This window comes from Rhizobium sp. 10N427, from assembly GCF_056394605.1.
This window is the reverse complement of the sequence record NZ_JBFTID010000001.1, coordinates 294,314-313,792: the sequence shown is the minus strand read 5'-3', so window position 1 is coordinate 313,792 and position 19,479 is coordinate 294,314. Positions and strand designations below refer to the sequence as shown.

The window sequence follows — 19,479 nt, the reverse complement described above, 5'->3', positions numbered from 1 at the left end:
ATCCTGCGATTGCGGCCTTCTGCCGTTCAGCCGGTGAGAGCGTCGATAATCGCCAGCGGATGGGGGATCGACTTGGTGTCGATGGCTTTGACCTGGGAGCGGCAGGAATATCCGGTCGCCATCGTCACCGTTTCGGAAGACGTGCCGGCAATGTGGCTGCTCCAGCTCATGGCATAGAGCGCTTCGGACGTGGCACGGTTGCGGACCTCGTGGCCGAATGTGCCGGCCATGCCGCAGCAGCCGGTACTGGCAATTTCAAGGGGGATGCCAAGCGCCTTGAAGACAGTCTTCCACTGAGCCGTCGCCGACGGTGCATTGCTGCGCTCGGTGCAGTGGGGGAGCAGGCTGTAGACGGGTGAGGCCGATTTTTGGGGTTGGGCTGAGAGCCTGTCGAGATTGGCAGCTAACCATTCCTGCGGCAGCAGTACCGTTGCCTCCACGCCGTTGCCCCATAATCCCTTGTATTCGCTGCGATAGACAAGCGTCATCGACGGGTCGAGGCCCACCAGTGTGGCGCCGGCGGCAGCGAGGTCTTGCAGATATCGGGCTGTCTTTGTTGCATTCGCCTCGAAGCGGCCGAGATATCCGTGGACATGCATCGCCTTGCCGTTCTGCTTGCCTTCGGCGAGATAGGGGATCAGCCCCATTTTTCGCGCCAGACTGATTGCCGAAAGCGCAACGCCCGGATCGAAATGGGCTGTGAATGCGTCGGCGACGAAGACCACGGCGCGCTTCTTCTCCTGCTCCGGCAGGCCTTCGATCAGCTCTTGCGTGGCAACGGCTACGCCGAGCCTTCGGGCTTCGGCTTTGAGCGGCCGAGGCGGCAGCAGCGGCAGCGCCGTCAAACCGGAAAGCCGCATCACGTGTCTGCCTGCTTCGGTGCCTGCCATCAGATTGTAGAGCGGCCGCGCCTGCGCCATCCAGGGCAGTGACGTCTCGATCGCGGCCACAAGCAGGTCCTTCAGCGGGCGCGCATACCTGCTGTAGTAGAGTTCGAGGAATTTCGAGCGGAAGGCCGGCACGCTGACCTTGACCGGACACTGCCCGGTGCAGGCCTTGCAGGCGAGGCAGGTATCCATGGCTTCGCGGACTTCGTGCGAAAAGTCGTCGCGGTTGCGCGGATCGAGCGAGTTGAAGATCCGCTTCGGCAGGGTTGCGAGCGAACTGCCGCGGCGCAGACGTTTTGCCTCGGCGCGCGGGTCGATGCTCTTGTCCGCCAGCAGCCTCAGCCACTCGCGCATCAGCGCCGCCCGGCCCTTCGGCGAAAAACGCCGGTCACGCGTCGCCTTGTAGGAGGGGCACATGGGGCTCGTTTCGTCGAAATCGAAACAGGCGCCGTTCCCGTTGCAATAGGCGGCATTGTCGAAGGCGGCTCTGATCTCGTTGCCAATGGCACGATCGACGCCGCCGCGCAGGGGCACGCCGTCGATCTTCAGGAGGGGCTCGACTGACGGCGCGGCGATCTTGCCGGGATTCAGCTTGTTCTGAGGATCGAAGGCCCGCTTGATTTGCTGCAGGCAAGGATAGAGATCGCCGAAGAATTCGGGAACATATTCCGACCGCACGCCCTTGCCGTGCTCGCCCCAGAGAACGCCGCCATATTTCTTCGTCAGGGCGACGACGGCATCGCTGATCTCCCGGACGAGCGGGGTGTGATCATCGCGTGTGAGGTCGAGCGCCGGGCGTACATGCAGAACGCCTGCATCGACATGGCCGAACATCCCGTAGGACAGCCCGGCGCTATCAAGCAGCGCGCGAAATTCGCGGATATAGGCGGCCAGATTCTCCGGCGGAACGGCGGTGTCTTCGACGAACGGAACCGGGCGCACCGGCCCGTCAACATTGCCGAGCAGGCCGACGGCGCGTTTACGCATCGTCCAGATTGCCTCGATGTCGCGATGCTGGCGTGCGATCGTGTGGCCGAGGCGATCCGGGTTGGCGTTGCCGAACGCGGCGGTCACCTCGCCAAGCTTCCGCTCCAGTTCGGTTTCGTCATCCGCCAGGATCTCGACGATGTTGATACCGTTGGCAGGGGAGGCCGCGTCATCGGGAAAGAACTGGCCGATGTCGTTCCAGACGATATCCGTCTTCGCGAGCCCGAGCACCTTCTCGTCGACGGTTTCGACGGACGCGACCTTCAGCGCCGTCAGCGTCCGGGCATCTTCCAGCGCCGCATTGAAATCGTTGTAGCGGATATTGATCAATGCGGCATGGGCGGGGAGCGGCAGCAGATTGAGCTCTGCCTCTGCGATCATCGCCAGCGTGCCTTCGGACCCGCAGAGGATGGCATTCAGATCGAAGCGGCCGTCCGGCTGGCGGATATGGGCCAGATCGTAGCCGGTCATGTAGCGGTTGAGCTTCGGAAAGACAGTCTCGATCCGCTCACGCTTTTCTCGCGCGATGCCATCGACGGTCCGGTGGATCTCGCCGATCCTGTCCTGGCGTTGAAGAATCTCGGCAAGCGCCGTTTCGCTGAGCGCGCGCGACCACCATTCGGAACCGTCGGCCAGCACGATGCGCAGGCCGACAACGTGGTTGGAGGTCTTGCCATAAAGGCAGGAGCCTTGTCCGCAGGCATCGGTAGAGACCATGCCGCCGATCGTTGCCCGGTTGGAGGTTGAGAGTTCCGGAGCGAAGAACAGGCCGTAAGGCTTCAGGGCGCGGTTCAGCTGGTCCTTGACGACACCGGACTGGACACGTGCGATGCGCCTGACCGGGTCGATCTCCAGGATCTTGTTCATGTGCCGTGAGCAATCGACCACGAGGCCCGAGGTAAGCGACTGACCATTGGTGCCGGTGCCGCCGCCGCGCGGGGTGATGGTCATGCCGCTGAAAGCCGGCTCGCTAAGCACCTTCGCGAGGATCTTCAGATCATCGGCACCCCTCGGAAACAGGATGCCCGCCGGTTCCAGCTGGTAGATCGAATTGTCGGTCGCATAGACCGTGCGGGCGCCCGCACGGCTCTCGGCGTCGCCACTGAAACCGGCTTCGACGAGACGCTCGAAGAAGCCGGCTGGAGATGCGGGAGCAAGGTGCGATGTGAGGCGCGGGATCATGCGTGCCGGTCCAAGGTCGCTAGACCGCTTCCATCAGGGCTTCAAAGCCGCGCATGCCCGTTCGATGCGGTCGAGTGCCTCGGCAAGCTCGGCTTCCGATGTCGCATAGGATATCCGGAAGAACGGCGACAGACCGAAGGCCGAACCCGGAACGACTGCGACATGCGCATCCTCGAGGAGGTAGTCGGTGAAGTCGTGATCGGCTTCGATCCGCTTGCCTTTCGGCGTCGTCCTGCCGAGGATGCCTGCACATCCCGAGAAGGTGTAGAAGGCGCCTTCCGGTGTGCGGCATTCCAGGCCATCGATCGTGTTCAGCCGGCCGACGACCAGATCGCGGCGGCGCTGGAAGCTTTCCTGACGTTCTTTCAGAAATGTCTGCGGGCCGTTCAGGGCTTCGACGGCGGCTGCCTGGCTGACGGAGCTTGGGCAGGAGGTTGCTTGGCTCTGGATCACGGCCATGGCCTTGATCAGCGGCTTCGGCCCGCCGGCATAGCCGATGCGCCAGCCAGTCATGGCATAGGCTTTCGACACGCCGTTGATCGTCAGCGTACGTTCCTTGAGGCGCGGCTCAAGGGCAACGGGGGTGACGAAGTCGAAACCGTCATAGACGATGTGTTCGTACATGTCGTCGACCATCAGCCAGACATGCGGATGGCGCAACAGAACGTCGATCAGCGGCCGATAGTCGGCTGCGGCATAGGCCGCGCCCGATGGGTTCGAGGGTGAGTTCAGCAGCACCCAGCGGGTCTTCGGCGTGATCGCCGCTTCCAGCTGCGCCGCCTGAAGGCGGAATCCGGCCGCCGCATCGCAGGGAACCAGAACCGGCACGCCGCCGCAGACTTCGACGATATCCGAATACGAGGTCCAGTAGGGCGTCGGGATGATGACCTCGTCGCCGGGATCGAGTGTCGCCATGAAGGCATTGAAGAGAATCTGCTTGGCGCCGGTGGCCACCGTCACTTCGTCGACGGCGTAATCGACGCCGTTTTCGCGGCGGAATTTTTCGGCGACGGCCTTTTTCAAGGCGGGTGTGCCGTCAAGCGCGGTGTATTTCGTGTCGCCTGCATCGATCGCGGCCTTGGCCGCCTGCTTGACGTTATCTGGCGTGTCGAAATCCGGCTCGCCGGCGCCGAGAATGATGACCGGCAGGCCGTCGCGCTTCATCGCCGCCGCCTTGGCGCCGATCTGCAGGATCTTCGAAACGCCAACGGTGGCGATGCGCGAGGCCGGGCGGAACCCAGCCTCCTTGATCTCGGTGGTGACGGTCATTTTCTCAGAGCCCTATTCGATGTCGAAGGAGACGCCCTGTGCCAGCGGCAGGGCCTTCGAGTAGTTCACCGTGTTGGTGGCGCGGCGCATATAGGCTCTCCAGGCATCCGACCCGGACTCGCGCCCGCCGCCGGTTTCCTTCTCACCGCCGAACGCGCCGCCGATTTCCGCACCGGATGTGCCGATGTTGACATTGGCGATACCACAATCGGAGCCTTCGACAGAAAGGAAACGCTCTGCCTCGCGCATGTCAAGCGTGAAGATCGATGAGGAAAGACCAGCGCCGACAGCGTTGTGATCGGCGATGACGGCGTCGAGATCGCTGTATTTCATCACGTAGAGGATCGGCGCGAAGGTTTCCTCGAGGACCGGTCCCTCATGCTTCGGCATTTCGACCAGCGCCGGCTTCACGTAGTAGGCGTTCTCGCTGCCGGTATCGACCCGCTGGCCGCCATGAACCGCCCCGCCATGCTTGGCAGCTTCGCCGAGCGCCTTCTGCATGCCGTCGAAGGCTGCCTTATCCACCAGCGGGCCGACAAGGGCTGCGCCATCCAGCGGATTGCCGACCGAGACGCTCGCATAGGCCTTCTTGAGGCGCGGCACGAGCTGATCGTAGACGCTGTCGTGGACGAAGAGGCGGCGCAGTGTGGTACAGCGCTGACCGGCCGTGCCCATGGAGCCGAAGGCGATGGCGCGCAGCGCCATGTCGAGATCGGCCGACGGGCAGACAATGCCGCCATTGTTGCCGCCGAGTTCGAGGATGGAGCGCGCGAAGCGCTTGGCAAGGCGCGGTCCGACTTCGCGACCCATGCGGGTCGAGCCGGTTGCGGAGACGAGAGCGACCTTCGAATGGTCGACCAGCGCTTCGCCGATCGTGCGGTCGCCAATGAGCACCTGCGACAGGTCCTCAGGCGCATCGCCGAAGCGCTTCAGGGCCCGTTCCAGGATTGCCTGCGATGCCAGCGCCGTCAGCGGCGTCTTTTCGGACGGCTTCCAGACGATGCTGTTGCCGCAGACGAGCGCCAACGCAGCATTCCAGGCCCAGACGGCGACCGGGAAATTGAAGGCGGAGATGATGCCGATAACGCCGAGCGGATGCCAGGTTTCCATCATCCGGTGGCCGGGACGCTCGGTAGCGATGGTGAGACCATAGAGCTGGCGGGAAAGACCGACGGCGAAATCGCAGATGTCGATCATTTCCTGCACTTCGCCGAGGCCTTCGGACGGGATCTTGCCGGCTTCGATTGAAACCAGACGGCCGAGATCGGCCTTGGCTGCGCGCAGTTCCTCACCGAGCAGACGAACGAGTTCCCCACGCTTCGGCGCCGGAACGAGGCGCCACTTCTGGAATGCCACATGGGCGCGGTCGATGGCCTCGACGGCCTTCGCCGGTGAGACTGTTTTCAGCTGGCCGGTGCGCTCGCCGGTGACGGGCGAGAAGGCGTCCATGTCGCCGCCTGTGTAGGCGGACTTGGCGACACCCAGGCGATCGAGGATGGTCACGGCTTCTTCGGCGACGGACACGGATTTGACGGCAATATTCATCTGATGGAACTCCAGTTCGGAAACGTCTCGGATCGGTGGCCGGAATTTACTCGGCGGCCGGGCGTCTGGTCAGTGCATTGAGGCAGGCGTCGAGGGACGACTGTTCGATGCCTGCATAATGGTCGAATTCGTTGAGCACCTTGGCGCCGAGATTGCTTTCGAAGCGCTGCTGGTTCGGGCTCGCCACGAAGTCCTGCTGTGCACCATCGCCGAGGTTCGACTGGAAGATGCCGGCGGCGCTGACGGGCAGGAAGTCCTCATAGACGATCGGATCGAACTGGATCAGGCCGTCGGCGATAAGCGCATCGACATCGGAACCAGCAGGGATGGACGTCTTGCTTCCCTTTTCGGTCAGCGAATAGCTGAAATAGCCGAGACCTTCGGCGCGGATCGTCTTCCAGTCATCCGGGAACGCCTGGAAGGTTTCGATCAGTGCTGTCTCGTAGGCCTTGGCGTTGGATCCGTCGGCGGCCGGGCGAACCACCTTGCGGGAAGCGTCGAGAAGCGTGTCGTAGAGGCCGCGGCCCTTCGGCGTCAGCGCGATGCCGCGCTGTTCGATCTCGCCGAAGCGGGCCGTATGCGATCCGGTCTGCCAGCCGCCCTTGCCGTCTTCGAAGGCGACTGCTTCCTCCAATGCCTTGAACGACGTCTGGCGCAGCAGGATCGCGCATCTACGGGCCGGGGGGCCCTCGACGATTGCCTTGGGCGCGATGTCGTAGTCAGGCATCAGGGCCTGGACACGGTCGATATCGAGCGTGCGCGGCGTCAGGTGGTTGATATGCGGGCCCTTGAAGGAGACGACATCGGCAATGAGCCGGTGGGCGTCGTGCAGGCGGTGATACATCTCGCCATCGACGATCGCCTTGTCGTGCCAGCGGAAGGTTTCCAACACTTCGGCGACGAAGCGATCGGCATCGTCTTTCGACAGGCCGCCGTCTTTTTCGGCCTTCTCTGTCAGTTCGACCGCGCCCGCCGTGAAAATCCGGCGCGTTTCGAGAATGCGGGCGGCGTCTTTGCGCAGTTCCTGATCGGCGATCAGATCGAGGCGCAGCAGCGAGGTGAAAACGCGGAACGGATTGCGCTTCAGCGCTTCATCGCCGACCGGGCGGAAGGCGGTGGAGTGAACCGGAACGCCCGCGGTCGACAGATCGTAATAGCCGACCGGATACATGCCCATGACGGCGAAGACGCGCCGCATCATCGCCAGTTCGCCGGCAGTGCCGAGACGGATGGCGCCGTGGCGCTCTTCGGAAATGCGATCGAGATTGTCGGTTGCTTCCAGGCGTGCCTTGAGATCGGGCTCGTTTGCGAGCGCCTCTGCGTTGACGCGGGCAACGAGGTCCATCAGCGTGCCATAGGCCGGCACTTCGTTGCGATACATGGCTGACATGGCGGCGGAAAAGGCTGACCGGATGTCGCTCGATGTGACGTGTTTTGTCATGTGCGTGGCCCTAAATGGATTTGTCACTTGATGCTGAAAGTGGGATATACTCCTCCCATCGATGTCAATGTTGTGACTTATGCGTTTAACTTGATGCGGAAACGGAATAGCCATGCGCCGAAGCCTCGTTCCTGACATCGTCACGCTGCAGGCCTTCGAATGCGCCGCGCGTCACGAGAATTTCTCGCGCGCGGCCGAAGAGCTCAGTCTGACGCAAAGCGCCATCAGCCGGCAGATCGCCGATCTGGAGCTGCAGACTGGTCTTAAGCTTTTCGAGCGCGTCCGCCAGCGGGTCATCCTCTCGGAGGCCGGGCAGCGGTTACTTCCAGAGGTGAGAGACCTGCTGTTGCGCTCCGAACGGCTGATGATCGAAGCGGCGGCGGCCGGGCGGATGCGCGCGTCATTGAAGATCGCGACGCTTCCGACCTTCGGCGCCAGATGGCTGGTGCCACGCCTTGGGCGATTTCTCGCCGATCATCAGGATGTGGCGCTGACCATCGAATCGCGCTCGAAGCCCTTTAGTTTCAGCGAGGACAGTTTCGATCTCGCGATTCACTTCGGCCAGCCGGTCTGGGCAGGCGGCGTTCCCACCTTCCTGTGCCATGAAACGGTGTTGCCGGTGGCGAGCCGAAGCCTTGCCGGACAATTGAAGATCAGTGCGGCGAAAGACCTGTCGCAAGCGCCATTGCTGCATCTGACCACCAGGCCGAAGCTCTGGGCAGACTGGTTTCAGATGCAGCAGGCGTCGGTCGAGAATGCCTATCTCGGCCTTCGTCTCGACCAGTTCTCGATGATCGTTACGGCTGTGGCGGCAGGCCTCGGCGTCGCGCTTCTGCCAACCTACCTGATCGAAGACGAGCTCAAGTCGGGAGCGCTCGTCACGCTGCTGGATATCACGATGCCGACGGAGAACGCCTATTACGTCGTTCGCCCCGAAAACAAGCAAAGCCACCCGGCCGCCGACCAGTTTCAGACATGGCTGCTATCGGAGGTGTCGCCAACACTGTCGTGACGCCCGGTCCTATGCCGGGCGCTTGGAGCGCAGTCCGCTTTCGAAAGTCTGGTTGTCTTCGCCGACGCCATAGGACCGTTCGCCCTTGACGCCGATGAGCGGAAACAGCAGCTCGGCAACATTGAAGGCTTCCTCGAGATGCGGATAGCCGGAGCCGATGATCGTCTCGATACCGATCTCCTGATATTCACGCAGCCGCACTGCGATGTTTTCCGGGCTGCCGACGAGAGCCGTGCCGGCGCCGCCACGCACCAGCCCGTGGCCGGCCCAGAGGTTTGGTCCAACGACAAGCTTGTCGCGGCGCCCCTGATGCAGCGCGGACATACGCTTCTGGCCGACGGACTGCGAGACGTTGAGGAATTCATTCTGCGCGGCGGCGACCTGTTCGTCGGTCACCCTGCTGATCAGATCGTCGGCTGCCGCCCAGGCCTTCTCCTCGGTCTCGCGAACGATGAAATGGATGCGCAGACCGAAGCGGATTTTGCGCCCTTCGGCCAGTGCCCGCTCCTTGACCCTGATGATTTTCTCGGTGAGCAGATCGGCGGGCTCTCCCCAGCTCAGATAGACGTCCGCATGTTTGGCGGCGACGGCGATACCTGAGTCTGATGATCCGCCGAACCAGATCGGCGGATGCGGCGTCTGGACCGGCGGGAATGACAGGCCGCGGCCGTGGGAGGACAGGTACTTGCCTTCGAAATCGGCGTCCTCACCGGATAGGATCCGTCGCCAGATCGTCAGGAACTCGTCGGTCTGTTCATAGCGTTCGCCATGGCCGAGCTTGTTGCCGTCGCCCGCCAGATCGGCGGGGTCGGCGCCCGTCACGACGTTGAACAACGCTCTGCCGCCCGAGACGCGGTCGAGCGCTGCGGCATGGCGGGCAAACATCGCCGGCGTCCCGCTACCCGGGCGAAGCGCGACCAGAAAGCGCAGGCGCTCGGTCAGGGGTACCAGCGCGGCGGCGGTGATCCAGGCATCCTCGCAATAGGTGCCGGTCGGCAGCAGCACGCCCTCGAAGCCGAGCCGGTCTGCGGCTTGGGCGATATCGCGCATGTAGCCAAATGTCGGCGGACGGTGGCGTTCCTCGCTTCCGAGATAGGGGCCGTCGCCATGCGTCGGCAGGTACCAGAACATCTTCAGAGGCGGGTTTGCATTCTTGCTCATATCGATCGGTCCGGTGTCAGAGTTTGCCCTTCCAGGGCACAAGCTGCTTTTCGAGAAAGCGCATTGCGGCCGTGAAGGCGAAGGCGAAGATGGCGATGACGATCAGGCCCACGAAGACGACGTCCGTCGCCAGGAAGTTGGCAGCCGACATGATCATGTAACCGACGCCCGACTGCGCAGCGATCAGTTCGGCCGCCACCAGTGTCGACAGCGTGGCGCCGATTGCGATGCGCAGGCCGGTCAGGATTTCCGGAAGGGCCGAAGGAAGCACGATCGTCGTGAACAGCTGGAAGGTGTTGGCGCCGAGCGACTGCGCGGCATTGATGCGCTCCTGCGGGACCGAGCGGACACCGGCCTGTGCGGCGTAACAGATCGGGGCGAAGGCTGAGAGGCTGAGGAGCAGGATCTTCGAGGACTCGCCGATGCCGAGCCAGATGATCAACAGCGGCAGATAGGCAAGCGGCGGCAGGCCCCAGTAGATGTCGATCGGAACGCTGAGCACGCCCTTGGCCCAGCGGTTAAGCCCCATGATCAGACCGATCGGGACGCCAAGGACAATGCCGAAGGCGAGCGATACGCTGATGCGTCCAAGGCTTGCCAGAATGTGTTCCGTCAGCGTGCCGTTCGCATAGCCGTCAGAGGCGATTGCCTGAAACTGCACGAGGACTTCGCTTGGCGACGGTAGGAAGAGCGGCGAGGCGAGATGATAGCGGGTGGCGATCACCCAGCCGAGGACGAGCGCCAGCAGGGTGCCGGCGCTGATGGCGAATGTGCCGGTCGCGGGAGTGCGGCTGCGCGGTTTGCGCGGCGAGGCGACTTCACCCTCTATTGCCGTCGAGTGCTCTGCCAATACGCTCATGGGGTAATTCCTTGGTGCCTGTCTTCGCTGTCATGCGCCAGCCGTCAGGCGGCGCGGCGGTCATGTGCGGGTTTGTGAATGATCGAGCGGATCTCTTCGCGGAGCGTCACGAACCGGGGATCGGCGAGGATCGGGCCGATGTCACCGGTGCTGGCAAACTGGCGAACGAAGCCGGCTTCATAACGTGCCACGACGCGGCCGGGGCGCGGCGACATGACGAGGATATGGGTTCCGAGCGTCAGGGCCTCTTCGATCGAATGGGTGATGAAGAACACCTGCTTCCTGGTTTCCGACCAGACCGAAGCCAGCAATTGCTGCATGGTTTCGCGGGTCAGGCTGTCGAGCGCGCCAAACGGTTCGTCCATCAGAAGCACCTTCGGATCAGTCGCCAGTGCCCGGGCGATGCCGACGCGCTGGCGCATGCCGCCGGAGAGCTCGTAGGGAGGCTTGGATTCGAAGTCAGAGAGACCGACCAGCTTGAGAAGTTCACGCGCGCGTTGATATCGCTCTCTCTTTCCCACGCCCTGATAGCGCAGCCCGAGAGCCACATTGTCGAGAACGCTCGACCAGGGAAGCAGGGTGTCCTTCTGGAACACCACGCCGCGGTCGCCGCCTGGGCGCGACACGGGCGCGCCGTCGATCAGGATCTCGCCTTCCGTCAGCGGCTGGAAGCCGGCAATGGCGTTTAGCAGGGTGGATTTTCCGCAGCCGGATGCGCCGAGCGCGACAACGATGGAGTCCTGCGGGATATTGAAGGAGACGTTGTCGAGCGCATGGACGGAGGTTCCGTCGGCTGCGTCGAACTTCACGGTCGCGTTTCTGACTTCGAGCATGGGGAGAGTCCTGACAAGGAGATATGGCGGCCCATCGGGCCGCCATTTGTGTCTGAGAATGATCTCAGTTCGAAGCGAGAGCCGCTGCCGCGAACTGCGGATCCACGAAGCCGGCGTAGCTGTCCTTCACCGCCGTGATCTTCTTCTGCTCCTTGAGGAACTGCGCGGTGTCCTTCAGCGTCTTGGCGACGCTGCCCTTGTCGCCTTCGCCGAGCCAGGCCGCTGTGACCTGTTCCTGGAGGGGGACGACCACGGTCGTGTTCAGCCAGCCGGCATTTTCTTCAGGCGTGCCACCCTGAAGCTTGGCAATCGCCTTGATGTTCTCGGAGGACGGACCCCAGTTTTTCGGGTTCTTTGCGAAGTCGACATAGTACTTGTCGAGCTGGCCGACATACTTCGTCAGAAACTCGGGGTTCTTCTTGGCGAACTCGCCGGTGACAACGAGGGCGCTGAACACAGGCGCGCCGCGCTTGGAAACTTCACCCGAGGTCACCAGAACCTTGCCGTCCTTCTTCAGTTCGCTCAGAGCCGGGTCCCAGACGAAGGCGCCGTCAATATCGCCGCGCTTCCAGGCGGCAACGATCTGCGGCTGCGGCATTGCGATAACCTGCGAATCCTTCTCGGTGAGGCCTTCCTGCTTCAGGTAGGCGAGCAGCTGGTAGTGATCGGTCGAAACCGGGGCTGCGGAGAACTTCTTGCCCTTGAGATCGGCAGAGGACTTGATGTCGTTGCGCACGACCAGGGCTTCGCTGTCGCCAGCGCCAGCGGTGATGTAGATGCCCTTGACGTCGAGATCCTTGCTGACCGAGGCAGCATAGGGGCTCGAGCCGACGTCGCCGAGCTGGACGTCGCCGGATGCGATCGCCGCGAAGATGTCGGCGCCGGAGTTGAAGCGACGGAATTCTATATCCCAGCCGGTCTGCTTGGCGAGTTCGCCATTGGCGATGCCGACCAGATACGGCACAGCGCCGGTCTGATAGGCGATAACAACCTTCTTGGCTTCATCCGCATGTGCGGCGGTCATAAAGGACGCGACCAGACCGATCGTTCCAAGCAATGTTTTGATGCGCATGTGCCACCCTCAATGTTCATCGTCGGCCACAGCGGCGACGTCCAAATCAGATTTCCACAATGTATATTTATTTTATAGATTATATTTTCTAAGTTTTCGGAGGAAGGGAGAAGACTAGTCCGCGCAGGGCACAGGCAGGCAGCAGAGACTTACCTTGAGAGCGGCGGGTGTCTGTCCGGTGCAGCTGGAAGCCGGTGCTAGCGCTGACAAGCTCGCCTGCGGCAGAAGGCGCGGGACGGCCACCCCGCACAGGATTGCGCCGTTACATTTGCGGAATGAGCGGCGGCACCTGAATGACGACAGGCTTGCTGACGCCCGATTCGATGACTTCGAACACCTTTTTCAGCATCTCAGGCACATCCTGCCGCACCATCTCTATCTCGTTTCCGAGCAGCGAGACGAAGGGATCCCAGTCGAAACAGCCGAGAACGAGACTGTCGTCGTTGAGGTGCCCGGACCGCCGCACCCAGCGCATGACGCCTTCGAGCGAAATGGTCGAGTTGACGAACATGCCGCCGACATTGGCATCGCCCTTGAGCGCTAGATCGTCCAGCGCCTTCTCGGCTTTCTCCGGTGCGTAGCCGCAGGCAAGGATATGTTCCTCGGCAACGGCGAGGCCGAGATCGGAGTGGGCAGCACGAAAGCCCCGGATGCGTTCTGCCGTATTGTGATCGCTGCCGCGGCCGCCGATGAAGAGCAGCGGGCCCTTCTTTCCGAGCCGCCGTTCGCAGTTCACCAGAATGCGCCGGGTCAGTTCGCGGGCGCCGGCAAAATTGTCAGAAATAATCGAGGGGGCGAGCGCCCCGGGCAGGTCGAGGTTGAGGCTGCGGACGCCGGCTGCGGCGCACATCTCCGTGATCCTGTCCGGGTCGGTGGCGCCCGTCGCGATCAGGCATTCGACCTGGTAGGAAAGCATCGTGCGGGCGGCCTCGATCTCAAGTTCGGGGTCGCGGCGGGTACAGGTGATGATCGGAAAAAGCCCGCGCGCGCGGGCCATGTCCTCGAAAAGCTCGACGATCGAGCCGAAGTAGCGGTTGTCATATTTCGGAACGATCATGCCGATGATGTGGGACTTTTCGCGCCTCAGCAGGCTCGCCTGCATATTGAGCGCATAGCCCTGTTCCTCGGCTATCTTCATGATCTTTTCGGCGAGCTGGCTGCTGATCCTGCGCTTCTTCCAATTGCCGTTGAGGACGGCGCTGACGGCGCTGGCGGATGTGCCGGCAAGCTCCGCCAGATCGTAAATCGTTGTCCTCTTGGCCTGCTTTACGTGATTCAAAATTGGTTTCTCCATTTTCGCTAACTTGACATCAAACTGAAGAAGTGGCAATTCTTGCTTCATCGATTGAGCAAGCTTGCGCAATCGATGTTACAAGCTGGCTTCGTGCCGGTGCAGGGAGGTATTTTCTAAGAATCTGCGGATAGCCCGGTCTTTGCGGGGCGCGTCGCATGCCGTCTTGATGGCGTCGATGGGCAGTGGCGAGGAGAGGGCGGCTGCGGTGACCGGCGGTAATGCCTGGGCCTGTCTTTGAACACACCAAGGAGGAGAGAATGAAATATCGCAATTTGCTTATGGCGTCGGCGACCATCGCGATGGGATTTGCCGGTACGGCCTTTGCCCAGGAAGCCTCGACCGTCGCTTTCCTGATGCCTGACCAGGCGTCGACGCGCTACGAGCAGCACGACTTCCCAGGCTTCAAGGCCGAGATGGAAAAGCTTTGCGCCAAGTGCACGGTCGTCTATCAGAACGCCAATGCCGATGCCTCGCTGCAGCAGCAGCAGTTCAATTCGGTGATCGCCCAGGGCGCCAAGGTAATCGTGCTCGATCCGGTTGATTCCGCCGCCGCTGCTGGTCTCGTCGAGATCGCCCAGTCGCAGGGCGTCAAGGTTATCGCCTATGACCGTCCGATCCCCGACAAGCCGGCCGATTTCTACGTCTCCTTCGACAACGAGGGTATCGGCTACGCGATCGCCAAGTCGCTGGTCGAACACCTGAAGAAGGAAGGTGTGGCCGATGGCGCCGGCGTTCTGCAGATCAACGGTTCGCCGACAGACGCCGCAGCAGGCCTCATTCGTGATGGCGTCCATCGTGGCCTGAAGGAATCTGCCTACAAGACGCTTGCCGAATACGATACGCCGGAATGGGCGCCGCCGAAGGCTCAGGAATGGGCTGCAGGCCAGATCACCCGCTTCGGCGCTGACATCAAGGGCGTCGTTGCCGCCAACGACGGCACCGGCGGCGGCGCGATTGCCGCCTTCAAGGCCGCTGGCGTGAAGCCCGTTCCGCCGGTGACGGGCAACGATGCGACGATCGCAGCGCTACAGCTCGTCATCTCCGGTGACCAGTACAACACGATCTCGAAGCCATCGGAAGTGGTTGCCGCGGCTGCTGCCAAGGTTGCCGTGCAGATGCTGAAGGGTGAAACGCCTGAAGCCAAGACGACGCTCTACAAGACGCCGTCCGAATTGTTTGTTCCGGCTGTCGTCACAGCCGAGAACATCAAGGCTGAAATCTTCGACAAGAAGATCCAGACGGCTGAGCAGATCTGCACCGGCGAATATGCCGACGGCTGCAAGAAGCTCGGCATCACCAACTAAATCTGCCTATATTCTCCGGCCGCGTTGATGGCGGCCGGAGGTTTCCCGGGCAAGAAGGGCTTCAGCCATGGTTACCGATAAGGGCATGCCGGAGAAGGGACAAACGATCCTCCGGTTGAGCAATGTTTCCAAGAATTTCGGCGCGGTCTCGGCGCTGACCGACATCGAACTTGAGGTCAAGGCCGGTGAGGTCGTGGCGCTGGTCGGCGATAACGGCGCGGGCAAGTCGACACTGGTGAAGGTTCTGGCCGGCGTGCATCAGCCGTCATCCGGAACGATAGAATTCTGCGGCCAGACCGTGACGCTGGACAGCCCGGGCCGAGCCCTTGAGCTCGGTATCGCAACTGTCTTCCAGGACCTGGCGCTCTGCGAAAACCTCGACGTCGTCGCCAATCTTTTCCTCGGCCACGAGCTGTCGCCCTGGAGCCTCGACGAGGTGGCGATGGAAGTGCGTGCCTGGACGCTGCTGCGCGAACTTGCAGCCCGCATTCCCTCGGTCCGGGAGCCCATCGCTTCATTGTCGGGCGGCCAGCGCCAGACGGTGGCGATTGCCCGCTCGCTGCTGCTCGATCCGAAGATCATCATGCTCGACGAGCCGACCGCCGCACTCGGCGTCGCACAGACGGCCGAGGTTCTCAACCTGATCGAGCGCGTCCGCGAGCGTGGCCTCGGCGTCATCATCATCAGCCACAATATGGAAGACGTGCGTGCGGTTGCCGACCGGATCGTCGTGCTTCGCCTCGGGCGCAACAACGGCGTCTTCACGCCTGATGCTTCCAACCAGGAACTCGTCGCCTCGATCACGGGTGCGACCGAAAATTCCGTATCCCGGCGGCTCGAACGAAAGAGCAGCACAGCCCAGGAAAACAGCGGGAGCCCGGCATGAGCCAGAAACCATCCAATACACTTGCGCCGGCTGCCACACTTGATCGCAGCGACGAGCGTGTGCGGCACGACGACAGCATCGGCGCGATGATCAAGGCATTCTTCGACCGCGTGCGCTCCGGCGATCTCGGCATGCTGCCGGTCGCCGTCGGCCTGATCGTCATCTCGACGGTGTTCTCGATCCTCAACCCGATCTTCCTGGCGCCGAACAATCTTGTCAATCTGCTGTTCGACTGTGCGACGGTCGGCGTCATTTCGCTCGGCATCGTCTGCGTGCTGATGCTCGGCGAAATCGATCTCTCCGTGGGATCGATGAGCGGCCTTTCGTCGGCAATCCTCGGCGTCCTCTGGGTCAATACCGGCTGGCCGCTGCCTTTGGCGATCATCGTTGCCATTATCGCCGGCATGGTCGTCGGTGCGCTCTATGCGGTTCTCTATAACAGGCTCGGCATGCCGAGCTTCGTTGCGACGCTGGCCGGGTTGCTCGCGCTTCTCGGTATGCAGCTCTATATCCTCGGGCCGACAGGCAGTATCAATCTGCCCTTCGCCTCGCCGCTGGTCCGCTTCGGCCAGATCCTCGTCATGCCCTTCTGGCTCTCGCATCTGCTGGCGCTTCTGCCCGGTCTGGTGCTGATCGTGAACGGTATGCGCAAACGCCAGCAGCGTCAGTCGGTCAATCTCTCCCAGCAGCCGCTCGGCGCGCTGGTGATCAAGGCCGCCGTGCTGACCGCCGCTCTCGAATTTGCCGCCTACTATCTCAATCTCGGCCGCGGCGTGCCGTGGATGTTCGGCCTCTTCGTCCTGATTGCCGTCGTGCTGAACTACGCGCTGACGCGGACGCAGTGGGGACGCTCGATGTTCGCCGTCGGCGGCAACCGGGAAGCGGCGCGCCGCGCCGGCATCAATGTCCGCCGTATCTATCTCAGCGCCTTCATGCTCTGCTCGACGCTGGCGACGATCGGCGGCATCCTTTCGGCCTCGCGGCTGGCCTCTTCCAGCCAGCAGGCCGGCACTGGCGACGTCAACCTCAACGCCATCGCTGCAGCCGTCATCGGCGGTACCAGCCTCTTCGGCGGACGCGGCAGCGCCTATTCCGCTCTGCTCGGCATCATCGTGATCCAGGCGATTTCCAACGGATTGACGCTTCTCAATCTCAGCTCGTCGCTGCGCTACATGATAACAGGGGCCGTTCTTGCGATCGCCGTCATCGTCGATTCGCTCGCCCGCCGCTCCCGTGTCAGCCATGGACGCGCCTGATCCGCATTTTATGAAGGAGTATTTCCATGACTGAACTCATGAAGGGCAAGGTTGCTGCCATCACCGGCGCTGCGTCGGGCATCGGGCTCGAATGTGCCCGTACGCTTCATGCAGAAGGCGCAACCGTCGTGCTCGTCGATCGCGCCGCGGACAAGCTTGAGGCGCTGTGCAAGGAGATCGGTGAGGGCGCCCTGCCGCTCGTCGTCGATCTTCTCGACGGCAAGCAGGTTTCCGGCATGCTGCCGCGGATCCTGGAGATCGCCGGAGGTCTCGATATCTTCCACGCCAATGCCGGCGCCTATATCGGCGGCCCGGTGGCGGAAGGCGATCCCGATGCGTGGGACCGGATGCTGAACCTCAACATCAACGCGGCTTTCCGCTCGGTTCATGCCGTGCTGCCGCACATGATTGCCCAAAAGTCCGGCGACATCCTGTTCACCAGTTCCATCGCCGGCGTCGTGCCTGTGGTCTGGGAGCCGATCTACACCGCTTCGAAATTCGCCGTTCAGGCCTTCGTCCATTCCACCCGCCGCCAGGTGGCGCCGCACGGCGTTCGCGTCGGCGCCGTTTTGCCGGGGCCGGTGGTCACCGCTCTGCTCGACGACTGGCCGAAGGCGAAGCTCGACGATGCGCTGGCCAATGGCAGCTTGATGCAGCCGAAGGAAGTGGCCGATGCCGTGCTCTTCATGCTGTCGCGTCCGCGCAACGTAACGATCCGTGATCTGGTGATCTTGCCGAACAGCGTCGATCTCTGAGATTGACGACGCCGTCCCGATTGCCCCTGTTCCTGCCAGATTGAAACGAGAGACCATGAGCGACACATCTCACACGCCGCAAGCGGGTGGCAAACATGTCATTGGCGTCGATGTCGGCACCGGCAGCGCCCGCGCCGGCATTTTCGACCTCACCGGCCGGATGCTGGCATCGGCCAAGCGGGACATCACGCTGTTCCATGCGCCGGGTTCGATCGTCGAGCAGTCGAGCACGGAAATATGGGCCGCAGTCTGCGCGGCCGTGCGCGAAGCCGTTTCCATTGCAGGTATCGATGCCGCGACCGTCGCCGGTCTCGGCTTCGATGCGACCTGTTCGCTGGTGGTGCTTGGTGAGGGCGGAAGGCCGCTGCCGGTCGGGCCGTCGGAAGATCCGGATCGCAACATCATCGTCTGGATGGATCACCGGGCCGTTCCTCAGGCGGAGCGCATCAACGCGCTCGGCCACGATGTGCTCCGCTATGTCGGCGGGCGCATTTCGCCCGAGATGGAAACGCCGAAGCTGCTCTGGCTCAAGGAAAACCGCCCGCAGGTCTTCGACGCGGCATGGCAGTTTTTCGACCTCGCCGATTTCCTCACCTGGCGGTCGACAGGCGATATCGCGCGCTCGACCTGCACGGTCACCTGCAAATGGACCTATCTGGCCCATGAGCAGCGCTGGGACGCCGGATATTTCGAGCAGGTCGGTCTTGGCGAGCTGGCCGCGGAAGGCTTTGCCCGTATCGGCCAGACGATCGTCGAGCCCGGCTCGGCGCTGGGTCAAGGCTTGACGGCTGCAGCTGCAGAGGAGCTTGGGCTACTCGCCGGGACGCCGGTTGCGGCCGGTCTTATCGATGCGCATGCCGGCGGGATCGGCACTGTCGGGATCGGTGGCGGGCCGCAGACCAATCTCGCCTATGTCTTCGGCACATCCTCTTGCACGATGACATCGACATCGGAGCCTGCCTTCGTGCCGGGCGTCTGGGGTCCCTACTATTCCGCGATGGTTCCCGGGCTCTGGTTGAACGAGGGCGGCCAGAGTGCTGCGGGCGCGGCAATCGACCAGCTGCTCGCCTTTCATCCGGCCGCCGGCGAGGCAAAGGATATTGCTAAGCGCGCCGGTATTCCGCTGCCGGTGCTGCTGGCCGATATGGCAGCCGAAAGGGCGGGCAGTGCTTCCGGTGCCGTCACGCTTGCCACTGGTCTGCATGTCGTTCCGGAATTTCTCGGAAATCGCGCGCCCTTCGCCGATCCGCATGCCCGTGCCGTCATTGCCGGTCTCGGCATGGAGCGGGATATCGATAGTCTCGTTGCTCTCTACGTCGCAGGCCTCTGCGGCATCGGCTACGGGCTGCGGCAGATCGTCGACACACAGGCCGATGCGGGCGTCACCGTCGACAACATCGTCGTCAGCGGCGGCGCCGGCCAGCACGATTTCGTTCGCCAGTTGCTGGCCGATGCGAGCGGCAAACCGGTCGTGGCCACGAAAGCCGGGGAGCCGGTGCTGCTTGGCGCTGCCATTCTCGCTGCCGTGGCCGGTGGTCAGTTTGCCGATGTGGCGGAGGCAATGACCAGCCTCTCCTCCGTCGAGCAGACATTCGCACCGGCGGGTGGCGACATCGCCGGGCTGCATCTGAAACGCTATGACGGCTTCAAAGAGTTGCAGACGCTCTCGCGCAAACTGCGGGATTCCTGACGTCCCGGCCCGTGGGCAGCACGATTACGCCGAATTTTTCGGAAAA

At 62.7% G+C, this 19,479-nt stretch carries 15 protein-coding genes; 6 read left to right on the top strand and 9 right to left on the bottom strand.

Annotated features, from left to right (window positions below):
* Positions 1-26: 26 nt before the first annotated feature.
* Genes ydiJ through hglS form a run of 4 tightly spaced genes read right to left on the bottom strand, consistent with a single transcriptional unit; the run spans position 27 to position 7,311 of the window.
* The gene (gene ydiJ, locus AC1DIJ_RS01355; protein WP_112388546.1) at positions 27-3,056 is read right to left on the bottom strand and encodes a D-2-hydroxyglutarate dehydrogenase YdiJ; all 3,030 of its coding nucleotides are present in this window, start codon (positions 3,054-3,056) and stop codon (positions 27-29) included.
* Positions 3,057-3,089: 33 nt separating this feature from the next.
* Positions 3,090-4,325 carry a pyridoxal phosphate-dependent aminotransferase gene (locus tag AC1DIJ_RS01350; RefSeq protein ID WP_112388545.1) on the bottom strand — a complete coding sequence of 412 codons (1,236 nt, stop codon included), beginning with the start codon at positions 4,323-4,325 and terminating at the stop codon, positions 3,090-3,092.
* Between the two features lie 12 nt (positions 4,326-4,337).
* Positions 4,338-5,870, bottom strand: a complete 1,533-nt coding sequence (gene amaB, locus AC1DIJ_RS01345; RefSeq protein WP_112388544.1) for an L-piperidine-6-carboxylate dehydrogenase — start codon at positions 5,868-5,870, stop codon at positions 4,338-4,340.
* Between the two features lie 46 nt (positions 5,871-5,916).
* Positions 5,917-7,311, bottom strand: coding sequence for a 2-oxoadipate dioxygenase/decarboxylase HglS (gene hglS / locus AC1DIJ_RS01340; protein ID WP_112388543.1), 1,395 nt, complete (start codon positions 7,309-7,311; stop codon positions 5,917-5,919).
* A 112-nt stretch (positions 7,312-7,423) separates the two neighbouring features.
* On the opposite strand from hglS, the gene AC1DIJ_RS01335 reads away from it, so the two are divergent.
* Complete coding sequence (locus tag AC1DIJ_RS01335) at positions 7,424-8,323, top strand: LysR family transcriptional regulator (protein WP_112388542.1); 900 nt, start codon at positions 7,424-7,426, stop codon at positions 8,321-8,323.
* A gap of 9 nt (positions 8,324-8,332) precedes the next feature.
* Here the strand turns inward: AC1DIJ_RS01335 and ssuD are convergent, their stop codons facing one another.
* From ssuD to AC1DIJ_RS01310, 5 genes are all read right to left on the bottom strand, one after another.
* Positions 8,333-9,484 carry an FMNH2-dependent alkanesulfonate monooxygenase gene (gene ssuD / locus AC1DIJ_RS01330; protein WP_112388541.1) on the bottom strand — a complete coding sequence of 384 codons (1,152 nt, stop codon included), beginning with the start codon at positions 9,482-9,484 and terminating at the stop codon, positions 8,333-8,335.
* A gap of 16 nt (positions 9,485-9,500) precedes the next feature.
* A complete protein-coding gene (locus AC1DIJ_RS01325) occupies positions 9,501-10,343 on the bottom strand; it encodes an ABC transporter permease subunit (protein ID WP_112388540.1) in 843 nt (280 codons plus the stop codon).
* A 44-nt stretch (positions 10,344-10,387) separates the two neighbouring features.
* A complete protein-coding gene (locus AC1DIJ_RS01320; protein WP_112388539.1) occupies positions 10,388-11,176 on the bottom strand; it encodes a taurine ABC transporter ATP-binding protein in 789 nt (262 codons plus the stop codon).
* A gap of 64 nt (positions 11,177-11,240) precedes the next feature.
* A complete protein-coding gene (gene tauA / locus AC1DIJ_RS01315) occupies positions 11,241-12,248 on the bottom strand; it encodes a taurine ABC transporter substrate-binding protein (protein ID WP_112388538.1) in 1,008 nt (335 codons plus the stop codon).
* A 262-nt stretch (positions 12,249-12,510) separates the two neighbouring features.
* Complete coding sequence (locus AC1DIJ_RS01310) at positions 12,511-13,527, bottom strand: LacI family DNA-binding transcriptional regulator (protein ID WP_112388537.1); 1,017 nt, start codon at positions 13,525-13,527, stop codon at positions 12,511-12,513.
* A gap of 272 nt (positions 13,528-13,799) precedes the next feature.
* Between AC1DIJ_RS01310 and AC1DIJ_RS01305 the strand changes: the two genes are divergently transcribed.
* The 5 genes from AC1DIJ_RS01305 to AC1DIJ_RS01285 all read left to right on the top strand — a co-directional run bounded on the left by AC1DIJ_RS01305 (position 13,800) and on the right by AC1DIJ_RS01285 (position 19,433).
* Positions 13,800-14,846, top strand: a complete 1,047-nt coding sequence (locus tag AC1DIJ_RS01305) for an ABC transporter substrate-binding protein (protein ID WP_112388536.1) — start codon at positions 13,800-13,802, stop codon at positions 14,844-14,846.
* 67 nt (positions 14,847-14,913) lie between these two features.
* Entirely contained in the window at positions 14,914-15,732 is an 819-nt protein-coding gene (locus AC1DIJ_RS01300) for an ATP-binding cassette domain-containing protein (RefSeq protein ID WP_310290944.1), read from the top strand.
* Entirely contained in the window at positions 15,729-16,988 is a 1,260-nt protein-coding gene (locus tag AC1DIJ_RS01295) for a sugar ABC transporter permease (RefSeq protein ID WP_112388535.1), read from the top strand. The genes AC1DIJ_RS01300 and AC1DIJ_RS01295 overlap by 4 nt, the downstream gene beginning before the upstream one ends.
* Before the next feature lie 26 nt (positions 16,989-17,014).
* Positions 17,015-17,743, top strand: a complete 729-nt coding sequence (locus AC1DIJ_RS01290; RefSeq protein WP_112388534.1) for an SDR family oxidoreductase — start codon at positions 17,015-17,017, stop codon at positions 17,741-17,743.
* 55 nt (positions 17,744-17,798) lie between these two features.
* Positions 17,799-19,433, top strand: a complete 1,635-nt coding sequence (locus tag AC1DIJ_RS01285) for an FGGY-family carbohydrate kinase (RefSeq protein WP_112388533.1) — start codon at positions 17,799-17,801, stop codon at positions 19,431-19,433.
* Positions 19,434-19,479 lie beyond the last annotated feature (46 nt).

What these genes read in the sequence shown, in the direction of transcription:
- AC1DIJ_RS01320 (WP_112388539.1), bottom strand. Translation starts at nt 11,176, where the DNA reads ATGCTCGAAGTCAGAAACGCGACCGTGAAGTTCGACGCAGCCGACGGA.
- AC1DIJ_RS01305 (WP_112388536.1), top strand. Translation starts at nt 13,800, where the DNA reads ATGAAATATCGCAATTTGCTTATGGCGTCGGCGACCATCGCGATGGGA.
- AC1DIJ_RS01290 (WP_112388534.1), top strand. Translation starts at nt 17,015, where the DNA reads ATGACTGAACTCATGAAGGGCAAGGTTGCTGCCATCACCGGCGCTGCG.
- AC1DIJ_RS01350 (WP_112388545.1), bottom strand. Translation starts at nt 4,325, where the DNA reads ATGACCGTCACCACCGAGATCAAGGAGGCTGGGTTCCGCCCGGCCTCG.
- tauA (WP_112388538.1), bottom strand. Translation starts at nt 12,248, where the DNA reads ATGCGCATCAAAACATTGCTTGGAACGATCGGTCTGGTCGCGTCCTTT.
- ydiJ (WP_112388546.1), bottom strand. Translation starts at nt 3,056, where the DNA reads ATGATCCCGCGCCTCACATCGCACCTTGCTCCCGCATCTCCAGCCGGC.
- amaB (WP_112388544.1), bottom strand. Translation starts at nt 5,870, where the DNA reads ATGAATATTGCCGTCAAATCCGTGTCCGTCGCCGAAGAAGCCGTGACC.
- AC1DIJ_RS01335 (WP_112388542.1), top strand. Translation starts at nt 7,424, where the DNA reads ATGCGCCGAAGCCTCGTTCCTGACATCGTCACGCTGCAGGCCTTCGAA.
- hglS (WP_112388543.1), bottom strand. Translation starts at nt 7,311, where the DNA reads ATGACAAAACACGTCACATCGAGCGACATCCGGTCAGCCTTTTCCGCC.
- AC1DIJ_RS01285 (WP_112388533.1), top strand. Translation starts at nt 17,799, where the DNA reads ATGAGCGACACATCTCACACGCCGCAAGCGGGTGGCAAACATGTCATT.
- AC1DIJ_RS01325 (WP_112388540.1), bottom strand. Translation starts at nt 10,343, where the DNA reads ATGAGCGTATTGGCAGAGCACTCGACGGCAATAGAGGGTGAAGTCGCC.
- AC1DIJ_RS01300 (WP_310290944.1), top strand. Translation starts at nt 14,914, where the DNA reads ATGGTTACCGATAAGGGCATGCCGGAGAAGGGACAAACGATCCTCCGG.
- AC1DIJ_RS01295 (WP_112388535.1), top strand. Translation starts at nt 15,729, where the DNA reads ATGAGCCAGAAACCATCCAATACACTTGCGCCGGCTGCCACACTTGAT.
- ssuD (WP_112388541.1), bottom strand. Translation starts at nt 9,484, where the DNA reads ATGAGCAAGAATGCAAACCCGCCTCTGAAGATGTTCTGGTACCTGCCG.